Origin of the sequence: Escherichia coli DSM 30083 = JCM 1649 = ATCC 11775 (assembly GCF_003697165.2) — a bacterium.
Lineage (GTDB): Bacteria > Pseudomonadota > Gammaproteobacteria > Enterobacterales > Enterobacteriaceae > Escherichia > Escherichia coli.
The window spans coordinates 3,197,707-3,213,188 of sequence record NZ_CP033092.2 but is presented as its reverse complement, the minus strand read 5'-3'; the positions used below and the strand labels follow the sequence as shown (position 1 = coordinate 3,213,188).

15 protein-coding genes are annotated in these 15,482 nt (G+C 50.3%); 5 read left to right on the top strand and 10 right to left on the bottom strand.

The window, feature by feature from the left end:
• Nucleotides 1–72 precede the first annotated feature (72 nt).
• The 5 genes from glnQ to rhtA all read right to left on the bottom strand — a co-directional run bounded on the left by glnQ (nucleotide 73) and on the right by rhtA (nucleotide 4,429).
• On the bottom strand, nucleotides 73–795 hold the full coding sequence (glnQ, locus tag EAS44_RS16845) for a glutamine ABC transporter ATP-binding protein GlnQ (protein ID WP_000569080.1): 723 nt from the start codon (nucleotides 793–795) through the stop codon (nucleotides 73–75).
• Complete coding sequence (gene glnP / locus EAS44_RS16840; RefSeq protein WP_001159065.1) at nucleotides 792–1,451, bottom strand: glutamine ABC transporter permease GlnP; 660 nt, start codon at nucleotides 1,449–1,451, stop codon at nucleotides 792–794. The genes glnQ and glnP overlap by 4 nt, the downstream gene beginning before the upstream one ends.
• Before the next feature lie 138 nt (nucleotides 1,452–1,589).
• The gene (gene glnH, locus EAS44_RS16835) at nucleotides 1,590–2,336 is read right to left on the bottom strand and encodes a glutamine ABC transporter substrate-binding protein GlnH (RefSeq protein WP_000843866.1); all 747 of its coding nucleotides are present in this window, start codon (nucleotides 2,334–2,336) and stop codon (nucleotides 1,590–1,592) included.
• A 403-nt stretch (nucleotides 2,337–2,739) separates the two neighbouring features.
• Complete coding sequence (dps, locus tag EAS44_RS16830; protein ID WP_000100800.1) at nucleotides 2,740–3,243, bottom strand: DNA starvation/stationary phase protection protein Dps; 504 nt, start codon at nucleotides 3,241–3,243, stop codon at nucleotides 2,740–2,742.
• A 298-nt stretch (nucleotides 3,244–3,541) separates the two neighbouring features.
• Nucleotides 3,542–4,429 carry a threonine/homoserine exporter RhtA gene (gene rhtA, locus EAS44_RS16825; RefSeq protein WP_001295297.1) on the bottom strand — a complete coding sequence of 296 codons (888 nt, stop codon included), beginning with the start codon at nucleotides 4,427–4,429 and terminating at the stop codon, nucleotides 3,542–3,544.
• A gap of 234 nt (nucleotides 4,430–4,663) precedes the next feature.
• Here rhtA and EAS44_RS16820 point away from each other — a divergent pair, with 234 nt between their 5' ends.
• Together EAS44_RS16820 and ompX are read left to right on the top strand one after the other, a co-directional pair.
• Nucleotides 4,664–4,729, top strand: a complete 66-nt coding sequence (locus tag EAS44_RS16820; protein WP_122083111.1) for a hypothetical protein — start codon at nucleotides 4,664–4,666, stop codon at nucleotides 4,727–4,729.
• A 52-nt stretch (nucleotides 4,730–4,781) separates the two neighbouring features.
• Complete coding sequence (ompX, locus tag EAS44_RS16815; protein WP_001295296.1) at nucleotides 4,782–5,297, top strand: outer membrane protein OmpX; 516 nt, start codon at nucleotides 4,782–4,784, stop codon at nucleotides 5,295–5,297.
• A 49-nt stretch (nucleotides 5,298–5,346) separates the two neighbouring features.
• Here ompX and opgE read toward each other — a convergent pair whose 3' ends face one another.
• The gene (opgE, locus tag EAS44_RS16810) at nucleotides 5,347–6,930 is read right to left on the bottom strand and encodes a phosphoethanolamine transferase (RefSeq protein ID WP_001054656.1); all 1,584 of its coding nucleotides are present in this window, start codon (nucleotides 6,928–6,930) and stop codon (nucleotides 5,347–5,349) included.
• Nucleotides 6,931–7,201: 271 nt separating this feature from the next.
• Nucleotides 7,202–7,330 (bottom strand): manganase accumulation protein MntS, encoded by a 129-nt coding sequence (gene mntS, locus EAS44_RS16805; protein ID WP_001001761.1) that lies wholly within the window; start codon nucleotides 7,328–7,330, stop codon nucleotides 7,202–7,204.
• Nucleotides 7,331–7,515: 185 nt separating this feature from the next.
• On the opposite strand from mntS, the gene mntR reads away from it, so the two are divergent.
• Both mntR and ybiR read left to right on the top strand, forming a co-directional pair.
• Nucleotides 7,516–7,983: a manganese-binding transcriptional regulator MntR gene (gene mntR, locus EAS44_RS16800; RefSeq protein ID WP_000091016.1), complete on the top strand. Its 468-nt coding sequence runs from the start codon at nucleotides 7,516–7,518 to the stop codon at nucleotides 7,981–7,983.
• Complete coding sequence (ybiR, locus tag EAS44_RS16795) at nucleotides 7,980–9,098, top strand: anion transporter (protein WP_000056450.1); 1,119 nt, start codon at nucleotides 7,980–7,982, stop codon at nucleotides 9,096–9,098. Before mntR ends, ybiR begins: the two co-directional genes overlap by 4 nt.
• A 57-nt stretch (nucleotides 9,099–9,155) precedes the next feature.
• Here ybiR and ldtB read toward each other — a convergent pair whose 3' ends face one another.
• Complete coding sequence (gene ldtB / locus EAS44_RS16790) at nucleotides 9,156–10,076, bottom strand: L,D-transpeptidase (protein WP_001056384.1); 921 nt, start codon at nucleotides 10,074–10,076, stop codon at nucleotides 9,156–9,158.
• A gap of 218 nt (nucleotides 10,077–10,294) precedes the next feature.
• Here ldtB and ybiT point away from each other — a divergent pair, with 218 nt between their 5' ends.
• The gene (ybiT, locus tag EAS44_RS16785) at nucleotides 10,295–11,887 is read left to right on the top strand and encodes an ABC-F family ATPase (RefSeq protein ID WP_000961458.1); all 1,593 of its coding nucleotides are present in this window, start codon (nucleotides 10,295–10,297) and stop codon (nucleotides 11,885–11,887) included.
• A gap of 199 nt (nucleotides 11,888–12,086) precedes the next feature.
• Here ybiT and ybiV read toward each other — a convergent pair whose 3' ends face one another.
• On the bottom strand, nucleotides 12,087–12,902 hold the full coding sequence (gene ybiV / locus EAS44_RS16780; protein ID WP_000114251.1) for a sugar-phosphatase YbiV: 816 nt from the start codon (nucleotides 12,900–12,902) through the stop codon (nucleotides 12,087–12,089).
• Between the two features lie 145 nt (nucleotides 12,903–13,047).
• Nucleotides 13,048–15,480 (bottom strand): glycyl radical protein, encoded by a 2,433-nt coding sequence (ybiW, locus tag EAS44_RS16775; RefSeq protein ID WP_000209353.1) that lies wholly within the window; start codon nucleotides 15,478–15,480, stop codon nucleotides 13,048–13,050.
• Between the last annotated feature and the right edge of the window lie 2 nt (nucleotides 15,481–15,482).

Genomic DNA, 15,482 nt, shown 5'->3' with positions numbered 1-15,482 from the left:
CTGGAGGCTGGGCGATTTTAAATGAGAGGAATCTGGTGTGCCTCCCTTTCGGGGGAAAGGGAGGCTGAGAAGTTAAGAGACGTGCTGCAAAAATTCCTGCAAGCGCTGGCTCGGTGGGTTCTTGATCAACACCTGCGGATCGCCATCTTCCGCAATCCGGCCTTTGTCGATAAAGATCAGGCGCGAAGCTACTTTCTCGGCAAAACCGATTTCGTGTGTCACGATCACCATCGTCATCCCTTCTTCAGCCAGATCCTGCATAACCTTCAGCACTTCATGGCGCAGTTCCGGGTCAAGAGCGGAAGTCGGTTCATCAAACAGCATCATTTTCGGCTTCACCGCCAGCGCGCGGGCAATCGCCACACGCTGCTGTTGACCACCAGAAAGTTCGGAAGGGTAGTGATGTGCACGTTCTGCCAGACCGACTTTCGCCAGGAGCTCACGCGCCAGTTTTTCCGCCTCTTCTTTATTCGCGCCACGCACGCGTAGCGGGCCAAACATGACGTTTTCCAGCGCCGTCAGATGCGGGAAGAGGTAAAACTGCTGGAACACCATACCCGCTTCCTGGCGAATCAGGCGCTCATCAACTTTCGGATCGTTAACCTTCAGGCCATCGACAATCAGATCGCCGGAGGTGATTTCTTCCAGTTTGTTGATGCAGCGCAGCAGGGTCGATTTACCGGAACCGGACGGCCCGATAATCACCACGACTTCGCCCTGAGCAATGTTCAAATCGATATTGTGCAGCACCTGGGTTGGACCAAAATGCTTGGAGACGTTTTTAAATTCAATCACAGGATTTTCATCCTTCTTTCCAGACGACGCAGAATAAAGCTCAGCACCAGGGTAATAATCAGATAGAACACCGCCACGGCGCTCCAGATCTCAAGGGCGCGGAAGTTACCGGCAATAATTTCTTGCCCCTGACGGGTCAGTTCCGCCACGCCGATAACAATAAACAGCGAAGTGTCTTTAATGCTGATGATCCACTGGTTACCCAGCGGCGGCAGCATACGACGCAGTGCCAGCGGTAAAATGACGTAGCGAATGGTTTCCCAACGTGAAAGACCGAGCGCCAGTCCTGCTTCACGAAAACCTTTGTGAATAGATAGCACCGCACCACGCGTGATTTCCGCAATGTACGCGCCGGAGTTGATCATGATGGTGACCACCGCCGCAGTAAACGGGTCGATGCGTAAATCGTTAAACGCCATCGGCAGGGCGAAATAGATAAACATCACCTGGACGACGATAGGTGTGCCGCGGATCACTTCAATAAAGACCAGCGCGACGTGGTTGGCTATCCAACCACCGAAGGTGCGTGCAAAACCTGCCAACAATCCGATCACCAGACCACCAGCCAGACCGAGGACCGAAATCCACAGGGTCATTTTGGCACCTTCAATCAGAAGCGGAATGGCAGGCCAGATGGCACTCCAGTCAAACTGCATATGTTGTTCCTGTTACCGTGGTGTAAATAATCAAATTCAGGGTAATTAATGGCCCCGGAGCGGGTTTGCGCCCTTCACCCTAATCCTCTCCCCGGCGGGGAGAGGGAACTGCCAGTGCGCTTTACAGGCGCCGCGTTATTATTTCGGTTCAGTACCGAACCATTTTTTGTAGATTTCGTTGTAAGTTCCGTTCTCGCGCAGGGTTTTCAACGCGCCGTTGACTTTGTCACGCAGCTCGTCGCTACCTTTCGGGAACGCAATACCGTATTGCTGTGCTTCCAGAGAGTCACCTACCGCTTTGAACTGACCGTTACCGGCGGTTTTGATGAAGTACAGAATGTTTGGCGTATCGTGCAGAACGGCGTCTGCGCGGTTGGTGCCCAGTTCCATATAGGCGTTATCGATATTCGGGAACTGACGCAGATCTTTAGTTTTGATGTTTGCTTTCGCGTAATCAACGGAGCCAGTGCCGCTCTTCACAGCAACCACTTTCCCGTCGAGATCTTTCACGCTTTTCACATCGTTATTGTTAGCTTTCACCATCACTAACAGGCCGCTTTTGTAGTAGCCGTCAGAGAAATCGATCGCTTTTTTACGCTCGTCGGTGATGGTAATGCCCGCCAGCGCCAGATCGACGTTTTTGGTTTGCAGTGCTGGAATGATCCCACTGAAATCCATCGGCTTCAGTTCGTAATCCAGCTTCAGTTCTTTAGCGATGGCAGCCCACAGATCAACGTCAAAGCCCACGTATTTATCGCCCTGTTTAAATTCAAACGGAACGAAGGCAGTATCCGTCGCGACAACTAATTTTTTATCCGCGGCATGAGAAGAAACCGCAAAAGCCAGGGTCAGTGCAGCCAGTGAAACTTTTAATACAGACTTCATAGCATTTCCTTTTTTCTATCCACGGGACGATCCCCTGCGTGACATTCACATATATGAAAAAATCGTGCCAGTTTTGCAACTCATTGATTTTTCGAGATGCGGCAAGAACGTGATGCACGATTTATAGGGCAATATCCTGAAGATGCACCATTCTGGGGCACCAAACTGGTGCGCTAAAATTGTGCACTCAACACAGTGATTATTTAGCGTAAAACCTGATGAAAAAACAATCTTTATGTAACGATTGTGTGATGATGTGGATACAAAAAATTTACTTAACCAGCTGGGGATAGCAGATGGATGCACTAAATAAGTGCGTTGAGGCGGGCTACAAAACAAAACGGCCTCCTGTCAGGAAGCCGCTTTTATCGTGTACTAAAGTTCTGCACCATCAGCGATGGATTTATTCGATGTTAGACTCGATAAACCACAGGAATTTATCCAGGTCGCGAGACGCGGCGGTCAGGATATCTGCGGTGTCGTCATCTTTCGCTTCGCCAATCGCTTTGCGTACGTCATTAGCGACGATTGCGTAACGGTCAGCCAGCTCTTTCAGGTGATCCTGAACGTTGTGGATGTCCAGCGGGTAACTTTTCAGCGGAGTTTTGCTGTTGATAACTTGAGTGGTCCCCAGAGCTACACCGCCCAGCTGCACTGCACGTTCTGCCATGGTATCCAGATGATCGATCAGTGCAGTGCGGAAGCCATCCAGCATTTCATGTACGGCAATGAAGTTAGCGCCGCGCATGTTCCAGTGCGCTTGTTTCGTAATCAAAGAAAGATCAATAAACTGGATAACCTGGCGATTCAGCAACTCTACTGTTGCTTTTTTCTCGCTGTCAGAGACATCGTTGCGGGTATAAAGCAGATTGGTCGCTTTTGATTTAACTAATTTAGCGGTACTCATAATTTCATATCCTCTTGATGTTATGTCCCAGTAATTAACGAGACTAAGTATAGCACCAGCTATGTGTTCCGCTATTCTGGCTGTTCCTATCACACTAATAGTGGTAACAAGCGTGAAAAACAAAACCAATAAAAATTCAATAAGTTAGATATATTGATAAGAACAATTCTTATTTATTTGCTCGCTAGGAATTTTCGGAATAAATATGCTTTTGCATAATTCGATATATAAAGACGGTGTAGAGGAAAAGTAGCGAGAAAATCTGCATGGTTATGCATAACCATGCAGAAATGTAAATTTAATTTATGTCTAATTCTTTTATTTTGCTCTCTTTGCGTACTGTCAGCGTAGAACCCATTGAAGCGGCGATGATAGCGCCGAGCGCCAGCAGCTGTATGGGTGTCAGTGTTTCTCCGAGGAAAATCATCCCGGAAACGGCAGCCAGCGCCGGTTCCATGCTCATTAGCGTACCAAATGTGCGTGTTGGCAAACGGGTGAGGGCAATCATTTCCAGCGAATAAGGCAGAGCGGTCGAGAGAATAGCGACAGCCAGACCCAATGGAATAACCGACCAGTGCCAGAGTGCTTCACCAGCCTGAAGCGCTCCAATTGGCACGAAAATTAACGCTGCAATCAACGAACCAATTGCCACCGTCGCAGGACCATGTTCCGCTCCAGCGCGTTGCCCACTTAAAATGTAAATAGCCCAACAAGCCCCGGCCCCCAGTGCCAGTGCACAGCCGGTTAAATCGACATGGGAAACGTCTTGCCCCAGCGGTAGCAGGAACCATAGACCAAGAACCGCCAGCACAACCCAGACGAAATCTACCGGGCGACGAGAAGAGAACAGTGCCACCGCCAGTGGTCCGGTGAACTCCAGCGCCACCGCTATACCCAGCGGTACCGTCTGAATAGAAAGATAAAAAAGATAATTCATTCCACCCAGCGAAACGCCGTAAAACAACAGCGGTAATCGTTGCTCTTTGGCAAAGCGCAGTCGCCATGGCTTAAAGAACGCGATGAGGATCAGCGTGCCTAATGCCAGACGCAGCGCAGTGACCCCCGGTGCGCCCACCAGAGGAAAAAGTGACTTAGCTAACGAGGCTCCACCCTGAATAGACGCCATGGCAACGAGCAATATGACTATTGGTAACCAGACCGGCATTTTACGTAATGAACCAGGCATCCTTTCTCCCACAAATATCTAAACCTAAGTAAAGCGTGGAGTGTACTGGATATACCCAATGCTGGTTGAGCATTTGTTGAAAAAATTTTCCCCCGTTTTGACTAAAATGCGCCAGGATTGATGGAATCATTAGTCTGGTGATTAGGAATAATCTGGATGAATGACAGGGAAAACATGCGTAATACTTACGCAGTTCTCTGAAAAAGTGATTTAAATTTAGATGGATAGCGGTGTATGGAAACGTTCTGTTACATGAAATGGTCCGTTAGACATCATAAATCGCGAAGAGTTTCCCATTAATTTTTGATATATTTAAAACTTAGGACTTATTTGAATCACATTTGAGGTGGTTATGAAAAAAATTGCATGTCTTTCAGCACTGGCCGCAGTTCTGGCTTTCACCGCAGGTACTTCCGTAGCTGCGACTTCTACTGTAACTGGCGGTTACGCACAGAGCGACGCTCAGGGCCAAATGAACAAAATGGGCGGTTTCAACCTGAAATACCGCTATGAAGAAGACAACAGCCCGCTGGGTGTGATCGGTTCTTTCACTTACACCGAGAAAAGCCGTACTGCAAGCTCTGGTGACTACAACAAAAACCAGTACTACGGCATCACTGCTGGTCCGGCTTACCGCATTAACGACTGGGCAAGCATCTACGGTGTAGTGGGTGTGGGTTATGGTAAATTCCAGACCACTGAATACCCGACCTACAAACACGACACCAGCGACTACGGTTTCTCCTACGGTGCTGGTCTGCAGTTCAACCCGATGGAAAACGTTGCTCTGGACTTCTCTTACGAGCAGAGCCGTATTCGTAGCGTTGACGTAGGCACCTGGATTGCCGGTGTTGGTTACCGCTTCTAATCACTTCGGTGATATAAAAAATCCGCCTCTCGGGGCGGATTTTTTTGTTTTAAGGTTTCGGGTCGAAAATATCGGTTCCGAGATGGTTGTAATCCACCTTCTGTAACTGGAAGTTGGTGATGTATATCGGCCCGGCTTTCTTCTCAGATATAAACGGGTATTTGATATTTATTTCCTTCGCTTTAATTCCCGTCCACTGCGAGAAAAAGCCTAAGAAGTCATTGGCCGAGCGGCGGGCTTTAATCACCCGATGCGCTTTATCGTCGCTGGAAATGACCATAAAAGGCACCTGGAAATTTTGCTGATACTTATCATCATGGGCAAGGTATTGCACGTCTTTGCCGCGCTCTTTAAAGGCCAGACCGTGGTCGGAAAAGTAAACCAGCGAGAAGCTGCTGCCGCTGTTGCGTAACTGATCGTACAGCTTGCGCAGTAAATTGTCTGTTTGCGTCATGGTATAGAGATAGCACGACGTTTCTTTCGATTGCACAAAGGTTTCGTATTTTCCTTGTGTCCGGTCGCAGGCCTGCGGATGCGAGCCCATCAGATGTAGAACAATCAGCTGCGGTTGCGAGTGCTCTTGCGCCAGCACTTGAGCGGTCATATCCAGTAACGCTTCGTCTTTCGTGTTTTTATCTGCTTCAAAATTACCTTCTTTCAGGAAGTACACTTCATCTGCTCGTTTGGCGATGCTGGCGATGGCGGTATCGTATTCGCCGATTTGGCCCTGGTTGGAAAACCACCAGGTCTGGAAGCCCGCGCGATTTGCCAGGGTGACAAAGTTATCCTGAAACTGTGGTTTGCCATCGACAACGCGATTGAGCGTTAAGCCAAGCGATTTCTGCGTGGAGCCACTGGCGGCAATGTAGTCAGCAAATATCAAACCGTTAACGCTGCTGGCAAACGGGGTATTGTCCCAGTGACCGCCAAAGGCACCGAGGGCATCGCGACGCGCGCTTTCTCCGATCACCACCACATAGGTCTGATACTTCGGCTTAACGGCAGTGACCGTCCAGGTATCTTTCATTCCGGAAAGTTTTGCCATCCGTTCTTGCTCTTCAATCACCTCGTTATTATTGACGATGACATCCTTAGCAAAACGAAATACCGGATAGCCAGTATCTTTCAGTTTAAATACGCCGCCCCAGGCCAGGTTTTGCACGGGAGCAACAAAAAATGTCGCCACACTGAATACCAGGCACAGGCTGTCGAAGGTATTCCAGCGCGCTTTTTCACTCTCTTTTTTTCGCCTGATTGCTATTACGCCGAGCGCAAAAATAAATATGCCGACCAGGTAGCTGTACCACGGAAAAATCGTCAGGATTTCGGTCGACTCTTCCATATTGGTGGAGTGCAATGCCAGCAATGTATTGAAGTTAGGCGCGCCGTAGGCCTGAGCAAAAGGGAAATAACAAGCCGCCACCAGTGAACTGATACCGACCAGAACTTTTTGTACGCGAGGCAATGTTCGCCATAGCAAAAGCAAAATAGCCGTAAACGCAGCGGTGTAGAGCAAACTGAAGGGGTAACCTAAGCCGAGGTTAATTAATAGCGACTGTAAAAAGTAGAACGCAGTCCACGGGCTAAATACCCGGCTACGGGTAACAAGCGATTCTTTGAGGGTTAAATTCATATGCCACTATCGTAACAAACGCCATGTGCTTACCCTGGCGTCAAGGGTCAATACCTGCAAGAGTGCGTGAAGAGGGGAAAGGGGTCCGCATCCGCGAGCCGCAATATACGCAGGGCTGCAAGAAGATAGAGCGAGCTGCTGTTCAGGTCAACTACCGACGAACAAATCTTTTGCGAAGGGGATTGCAAATCCGACAAAAAGTGGGGTTTTTCAGACCAAAACGCGTTGTGCCTGCATAAAAGCAGGAGTGAAGCGGCGTACCGCGACGCCGCTATTTATCGGAAGGTTTATCCTGCTGCGGTTTGTTGTTGACCATATCGCACAACATAGAGAGCAGCATTAACCGTACTTTAAAGGGAGAATGACTAAACACGCGCATACACCTCTTGAACTCATTCATAAGACCTCCTGACTTGCTAATCCCATCGATCCTTGAGGGATGATTGCATTACATACAGATATAGCACAGGCTATATTATATAGCTATTGCTAAAACGTTAATTTTTTGTACCTTCGCAACTCTGGTTTACAATGTGCGCACGAAATGAGAACGCTATGTATGCGTCACCATAATGAGGAAGCACAATGAGTCGTCGCGCAGGTACGCCAACAGCAAAAAAAGTGACGCAGTTAGTGAACGTGGAAGAGCACGTTGAAGGGTTCCGCCAGGTCAGAGAGGCGCATCGGCGCGAGCTGATTGATGATTACGTTGAGCTGATTTCTGACTTGATCAGGGAAGTGGGGGAAGCTCGTCAGGTGGACATGGCTGCTCGTCTGGGGGTTTCGCAACCGACGGTGGCTAAAATGCTTAAGCGACTGGCAACCATGGGGCTGATTGAAATGATCCCCTGGCGTGGCGTGTTTTTAACGGCAGAAGGAGAGAAGCTGGCGCAGGAAAGCCGCGAGCGACATCAGATAGTCGAAAATTTCTTGTTGGTGTTGGGCGTCAGTCCGGAAATCGCCCGTCGCGACGCGGAAGGTATGGAGCACCATGTTAGTGAAGAGACGCTGGATGCCTTTCGTTTGTTTACCCAGAAACACGGTGCCAAATGAGCCTGCCTTTTTTACGCACGCTGCAAGGCGATCGTTTTTTTCAGTTATTAATTCTTGTTGGCATCGGATTAAGTTTTTTCGTTCCCTTTGCACCGAAATCCTGGCCTGCTGCTATCGACTGGCACACCATCATCACCTTAAGCGGCCTGATGCTGCTGACCAAAGGTGTCGAGTTAAGCGGTTATTTTGATGTGCTGGGGCGCAAAATGGTGCGCCGTTTTGCTACGGAGCGTCGGCTGGCGATGTTTATGGTACTGGCGGCAGCGCTGCTTTCTACCTTTCTGACCAACGATGTCGCACTGTTTATAGTTGTTCCGCTGACTATCACGCTAAAAAGACTGTGTGAGATTCCGGTTAATCGGCTGATTATTTTTGAGGCGCTGGCAGTCAACGCTGGTTCGCTACTGACGCCAATTGGCAACCCGCAAAATATTCTTATCTGGGGACGTTCTGGTCTTTCGTTTGCCGGATTTATTGCCCAAATGGCACCGCTGGCTGGCGCAATGATGCTGACACTCCTGCTGTTGTGCTGGTGTTGTTTCCCTGGAAAGGCGCTGCAATACCATACGGGGGTGCAAACGCCGGAGTGGAAACCGCGGCTGGTGTGGAGTTGTCTGGGGCTGTATATCGTCTTTCTGACGGCGCTGGAGTTAAAACAAGAGCTGTGGGGACTGGTGATTGTGGCGGCGGGCTTTGCGCTGCTGGCGCGTCGTGTGGTGCTCAGTGTGGACTGGACGCTGCTGCTGGTGTTTATGGCGATGTTTATCGACGTCCATTTACTAACCCAACTGCCAGTTTTGCAGGGGGTGTTAAGTAACGTGAGTCATTTATCCGAACCCGGATTATGGTTAACGGCGATCGGTTTATCGCAGGTGATCAGTAACGTGCCGAGTACCATTTTGCTGCTCAATTATGTGCCACCGTCTTTATTACTGGCATGGGCGGTAAACGTGGGGGGCTTTGGTTTATTACCCGGATCGCTGGCAAATTTGATTGCGTTACGGATGGCGAACGATCGCCGTATCTGGTGGCGTTTTCATCTTTATTCGATACCGATGCTGTTGTGGGCGGCGCTGGTGGGATATGTTTTGTTGGTTATGATCCCGGCGGGATAAGGTCTGTCAAATTAAAAAGGCGGATTATGAGTCCGCCTTTGCTTTACGTTTTGAAGATTAATTCAGACGAACCGGCATCCCGGAACGATTTTTGATCGCTTCATCCAGAACAACCTGGTCAACATCTGGCTGACCGGTCACTGTCTGCACGCTCTTCGTCAGGGTAATTGGCACAATTTCCTGACCTTCAAACTGGGCTTCAGTGGTAGACAGCGGGTTATGGACTTCAATATAACGGCTGCCGTCTGGCTCGGTGGTCGCTTTTACCGGCTCATCAATAAACTGTACGCGGGTACCGACCGGTACTTTCTCGAACAGGAATTTGATGTCTTCGTTACGCAGACGCACACAACCATGACTTACACGCAGGCCGATACCGAAGTTGGCGTTGGTGCCATGGATAGCGTACAGGCGACCGATGTAGAGTGCATACAGCCCCATCGGGTTATCCGGACCAGCCGGAACGACCGCCGGAAGCGGTTCGCCCGCAGCGCGGTACTCTGCGTGCATTTTAGCGGTCGGCGTCCAGGTCGGGCCTGCTTTTTTACGCTCAACTTTGGTGGTCCAGTTGATAGGCGTGTCTTTGCCTAACTGACCAATGCCGATCGGCAGCACGATAACGGTGTTGGTCCCTTTCGGATAGTAATACAGACGCATCTCTGCACTGTTAATGACGATGCCTTCATGAACGGTATCCGGCAGGATCAGCTGCTGCGGAATATTCAGTACAGTACCGCCTTTCGGCAGGAAGGTATCCACACCCGGGTTCGCTTCCATCATATTGGAAAGTCCCATCTGGTACTCGGCGGCAAAATACTCCAGCGGCTGAGTGTTACCTTCAGGAATGGTGATCACCTGATTCTGACCAACCAGGCGACTCCCGTCGGTTGGCAGAGGATAAGTTACCGCAGAGGCGGTACTGCAAAAGCCGACAACAGCGAAGGCCGCTGCGAATAATGTTTTCAATTTCATATTCATGTTAAGCGAGATTTTGTGCCTGGCAGGCCATTGGGTTGAGAATATTAGAGTATTGGAAGTGCATTATAAGTTCATTCCAGCTCACAGTGAAATCAGATGTGTACGAAATCACATTTTTTGCCTTTGGCTTGAGTGTAGACCTTAAGCGAGGAGCAGGATCTTCTTTCAGACTTATGGCATAATGCGCGGTTTGTCATATCTCTTTTCAGGATACGCCTGTGTTAGTTTCCAGTAACGTCACCATGCAGTTCGGCAGTAAGCCGTTGTTTGAAAACATTTCCGTCAAATTTGGCGGCGGCAACCGTTACGGCCTGATTGGCGCGAACGGTAGTGGTAAATCCACCTTTATGAAGATCCTCGGCGGCGACTTAGAGCCGACGTTGGGTAACGTTTCCCTCGATCCCAACGAGCGCATTGGTAAGCTGCGTCAGGATCAGTTTGCCTTTGAAGAGTTCACTGTGCTGGATACGGTGATCATGGGGCATAAAGAGTTGTGGGAAGTGAAGCAGGAGCGTGACCGCATCTATGCTTTGCCGGAAATGAGTGAAGAAGACGGCTATAAAGTGGCCGATCTGGAAGTGAAATACGGCGAAATGGACGGTTACTCTGCGGAAGCTCGCGCTGGTGAACTGTTGCTTGGCGTGGGAATTCCAGTGGAACAGCACTACGGCCCGATGAGTGAAGTTGCTCCTGGCTGGAAGCTGCGTGTGCTGCTGGCGCAGGCGCTGTTTGCTGATCCGGACATTCTCCTGCTCGACGAACCGACCAACAACCTCGACATCGACACCATTCGCTGGCTGGAACAGGTGCTGAACGAGCGTGACAGCACCATGATCATCATCTCGCACGACCGTCACTTCCTTAACATGGTTTGTACCCACATGGCGGATCTGGATTACGGCGAGCTGCGCGTTTATCCGGGCAACTACGATGAGTACATGACGGCGGCGACTCAGGCGCGTGAACGTCTGCTGGCTGATAACGCCAAGAAGAAAGCGCAGATTGCTGAGTTGCAATCTTTCGTTAGCCGCTTTAGCGCCAACGCCTCGAAATCTCGCCAGGCAACTTCGCGCGCGCGCCAGATTGATAAAATCAAACTGGAAGAGGTGAAAGCCTCCAGCCGTCAGAACCCGTTCATCCGTTTTGAACAGGATAAGAAACTGTTCCGTAACGCGCTGGAAGTGGAAGGTCTGACTAAAGGGTTTGATAACGGTCCACTGTTTAAAAATCTCAACCTGCTGCTGGAAGTGGGTGAAAAACTGGCTGTACTGGGTACCAACGGCGTCGGTAAATCAACGCTGCTGAAAACGCTGGTGGGCGATCTGCAACCGGACAGCGGCACCGTAAAATGGTCTGAGAACGCGCGCATTGGTTACTACGCCCAGGACCATGAATATGAGTTCGAAAATGATCTGACCGTGTTCGAATGGATGAGCCAGTGGAAGCAGGAAGGCGATGACGAGCAGGCGGTACGCAGCATTCTCGGTCGTTTACTGTTCAGCCAGGACGACATCAAAAAGCCAGCGAAAGTGCTTTCCGGTGGGGAGAAAGGGCGGATGCTGTTTGGTAAGTTAATGATGCAGAAGCCGAACATTCTGATCATGGACGAACCGACCAACCACCTGGATATGGAATCTATTGAGTCGCTGAACATGGCGCTGGAACTGTATCAGGGCACGCTGATCTTTGTTTCACACGACCGTGAGTTCGTAAGCTCCCTGGCGACCCGTATTCTGGAAATCACCCCGGAACGCGTGATCGACTTTAGCGGTAATTACGAAGATTACCTGCGTAGTAAAGGGATCGAGTAAGTTATTATCAGTAGCCCTGATATGGTCAGGGCTACTGAAACTGATGACAAACGCAAGATTGCCTGGTGCGCTACGCTTATCAGACCTGGCAGTGTATCGCAATATATTGAATTTTCATGATTTTGTATGCCAAATAAGGCGGTCACGCCGTATCCGGCATAATGACATGCACTTTCTCAATAAACTGAATTGGCGATAATCAAAGATTAAACGGCGGTTTATTTTCCAGCACCGCCTGAATCACATTCAGCGCGCCTTCATGATTATTATCATCGGTAGCGTAACGGGCGATTTGTTTAATGTTTTCCGCAGCATTGCTCATCGCAAAGGAATAACGCGCCATTTTCAGCATCTCCGCATCGTTACCGCTGTCGCCAATCGCTACCACATTTTGCGGTGACAGATCCCAGCGTTTCAGTAACCGCGAAATACCGTTTGCTTTATGTAGACCGGGAATAATCAAGTCGATAAAGCCAAAACCACTGGTGACGGGTTTCATAATGCCATCCAGCGCTATGTGCAGTTTGTCGATCACTAACGGGATTTGTTCATCCGGCAGGTTGAGCGAAAACTTGAACAGTACGTCGTCAATCTCCTGATAATCTTTTACAGGTTTCAGGCGATGGTAGTGTTTTGCCATCAGTGCGACGAATGCTTCGGGGGCATTTTCGCTGACATATGCACTTTGCAGACCGCAGGCGACAAAATTGAGTTGCTTATCTTTTAGCAACTCGCCAATAACAATCCGCGATTCATGTCGGGTCAGTTCGCCGTGGAACAACTGCTTGCCATGTTCGTAAACCAGTGCGCCGTTTTCCGCGACAAAAGAGATCTCATCCTTTAGCTCAGGAAAGAACGAAATAAGCTGGTAATACTGATTACCGCTGGCGACAACGAACTCAATGCCGCGCTTTTTCAGTTCCTGATATTGCGCCATAAAACGTGGTTGGTTGTACGTTTTGGCGTCGTTAAGAAAAGTACCGTCCATGTCTGTGACGATAACTTTTACGCTCATAGGTGTGCTCCTGGCTCGAAAATGAAACCGTAACAGTGTAATAACAATGTGACGCAGAGCACAAATTATATTTCGAATGAAAGCGAGGCTGAAATTGATGATGTGAATGATTTGGCCCGGCGACGACGACGCCGGGCTGAGGGGATTACAGCATGTGTTCGGTACGGGCGATGATATCGTCCTGTGCGTCTGGAGAGAGCGCGGTGAAGAAGGCGGAATAACCCGCTACGCGTACCACCAGATCGCGGTATTGATCCGGATGTTTCTTCGCCTCCAGCAATGTTTCGCGGGAAACAATGTTGTACTGAATATGCCAGCCTTTATGCACTTCAAAGAAGGTACGCAGCAGGATCATCAGTTTCTGCTTGTCAGATTCATTCTCCAGCGTTGCCGGATTCAGTTTCTGGTTGAGCAGCACGCCGCCGAGAATTGCTGCCGTAGGCAGTTTACCCACCGAGCCAATGACCGCAGTAGGGCCGAGATGGTCAGTACCGGAGGCCGGACTAGCGCCTTCTGCCAGCGGGGTATGTGCTTTACGTCCGTCCGGCGTTGCCATAGTCTGCGCGCCAAACGGTACGTTAGCGGAGATAGACGATGTGCCCGCATAATAGTTGCCGCCAATCGGACCACGACCGTAGCGCGGGTTATGGTACTGCTTCAGTTCGTCGATATAGGTCTGATAAGCGCGAGCCAGCAGCGTATCGACAGTATCATCGTCGTTGCCGTACTTCGGCGCACCGTTAATCAGCCGCTGACGCAGCTGCTCGTGAGTCAGGCCGTCGAAGTCATCCGCCAGTGCGGCAGCCAGCTGTTGCTGACCAATCGCGCCCTGTTCAAATACCAGTTTCTTCACTGCCGCCAGGCTGTTGCCGAGGTTAGCAATGCCGACCTGCAGGCCAGAAACCCAGTCATATTTCGCGCCGCCTTGCTTGATACTTTTCGCTCGCTCAATACAGTCATCGACCAGCGCCGAGCAGAGAATATCGTGTACGTTCTCTTCCAGCATGGTATCGACGACATATTCGATTTCGATTGATTTACGCGTGTAGTAACGGATTTGCGTATCCCATGCGTCCATTACTTCATCGAAGTTGTTGAAGTTACCCGCTGACAACGCTTTTTCTTGTGGCAGGAACACTTTGCCGCTGGTGGCATCACGACCGCCTTCCAGCGCCGCCAGCATCACGCGGGCGAAGTTGATAAAGCTCATGCCGGTACAGCGATAGCCCCATTTGCCACCGACGGCGGTTTCGATACAACCAATCGCTGCATAGTCGTAAGCGTCCTGCGGTTCAATACCGAGTTTAATAAATTCCGGGATGACGATTTCGTCGTTGTTGAACGCCGGCATCCCGAAACCACAGCGGATCACCTGAACACAGGCATCGAGGAAATCGTTGCTCATTCCCGCGTGGTAGCGCACGCTGAGGTTAGGCTGAGTGGAACGCAGGCGACCGCAAGATTCGAGGATCGCATAAGAGAGTGGATTTACCGCGTCCATCGGTTGACCATCAACCAGATTTTGCCCGCCAATGGTGACGTTCTGATACAGTGGACTTCCCGCAGAGGCTTTTGAGTGTGAGCCGGAGCGGATTTTGTTCACTTCCAGCAATTTCAACCAGCAGCTATGCAGCATCTCGATGGCGTGTTCGCGATCCAGTGTCTGGTTCAGTTCAACGTCGCGGCGATAGTATGGGTAGAGATACTGGTCCATACGACCAAACGATACCGAGTGACCGTTAGATTCGATCTGCAAAATCAACTGGATGAAGTAACACAGTTGCAGCGCCTGCCAGAAAGTCTGCGGCGGCTGGTGGGCGATAAGATCGCAGTTTTCTGCTATCGTCAGCAGTTCATCGCGACGGCTTTCGCGGGTTTCGGTCGCGGCCATTTCACGCGCCAGGGCAGCGAAACGTTCAATGTGTTCACTGACTGCCACCAGCACGATATCAATCGCTTTCAGGAATTGCTCGCCATGTAAATCTTCCAGTACCGTCAGATTGATGCGCGAGCGACGTTCCGCCACTTTCTCACGCAGACCATCAAGCCCTTTTTCCAGCAGTAGCGGGAAATTCACCGCCAGGTGCGCATCGCCGGAGGTCATATTGCCCTCCGCTTTAATGATGCCGGTCGCCAGCAGACCTTTTTGCTCATCGGTAAACATGCCGTAGCAGCGATCCTGTACGGTCTGACCGCGCCACCACGGGCACACTTCATGCAGAACACGTTTGTTCTCCTCGCTCACCGCAAAACCAGCACCCGGACGATCTGCCAGATCATCAATCTCTTTTTCGATCCAGGAGACGGTATATTCCGGGAAGATCGGCGCGGCGCGAACTTCGCTTGCCTGGTTGCCAATGATCAACTCATCGTGCTTGATCCAGATGGTGCGATTCGCCAGGTGATGCGCCAGTGCCAGCGCGCGACGTACCGGGATTGGCTTATCGAGATGTTGTTGATACATCTCGGTATAGTGTTGTGCTCGTTCGGTACAGACCGGCGGTTTCACAATATGCACCAGCGCATTTTTGTGCGCTTTAATGCGGTCGCTGAGCGTATCCAGTTTTAGTGTTGTCATGA

Coding starts and splice junctions, on each gene's coding strand:
- rhtA (WP_001295297.1), bottom strand. CDS start 4,429: ATGCCTGGTTCATTACGTAAAATGCCGGTCTGGTTACCAATAGTCATA.
- mntS (WP_001001761.1), bottom strand. CDS start 7,330: ATGAATGAGTTCAAGAGGTGTATGCGCGTGTTTAGTCATTCTCCCTTT.
- ldtB (WP_001056384.1), bottom strand. CDS start 10,076: ATGAATATGAAATTGAAAACATTATTCGCAGCGGCCTTCGCTGTTGTC.
- mntR (WP_000091016.1), top strand. CDS start 7,516: ATGAGTCGTCGCGCAGGTACGCCAACAGCAAAAAAAGTGACGCAGTTA.
- opgE (WP_001054656.1), bottom strand. CDS start 6,930: ATGAATTTAACCCTCAAAGAATCGCTTGTTACCCGTAGCCGGGTATTT.
- ybiR (WP_000056450.1), top strand. CDS start 7,980: ATGAGCCTGCCTTTTTTACGCACGCTGCAAGGCGATCGTTTTTTTCAG.
- glnP (WP_001159065.1), bottom strand. CDS start 1,451: ATGCAGTTTGACTGGAGTGCCATCTGGCCTGCCATTCCGCTTCTGATT.
- dps (WP_000100800.1), bottom strand. CDS start 3,243: ATGAGTACCGCTAAATTAGTTAAATCAAAAGCGACCAATCTGCTTTAT.
- ybiV (WP_000114251.1), bottom strand. CDS start 12,902: ATGAGCGTAAAAGTTATCGTCACAGACATGGACGGTACTTTTCTTAAC.
- glnH (WP_000843866.1), bottom strand. CDS start 2,336: ATGAAGTCTGTATTAAAAGTTTCACTGGCTGCACTGACCCTGGCTTTT.
- ybiW (WP_000209353.1), bottom strand. CDS start 15,480: ATGACAACACTAAAACTGGATACGCTCAGCGACCGCATTAAAGCGCAC.
- ompX (WP_001295296.1), top strand. CDS start 4,782: ATGAAAAAAATTGCATGTCTTTCAGCACTGGCCGCAGTTCTGGCTTTC.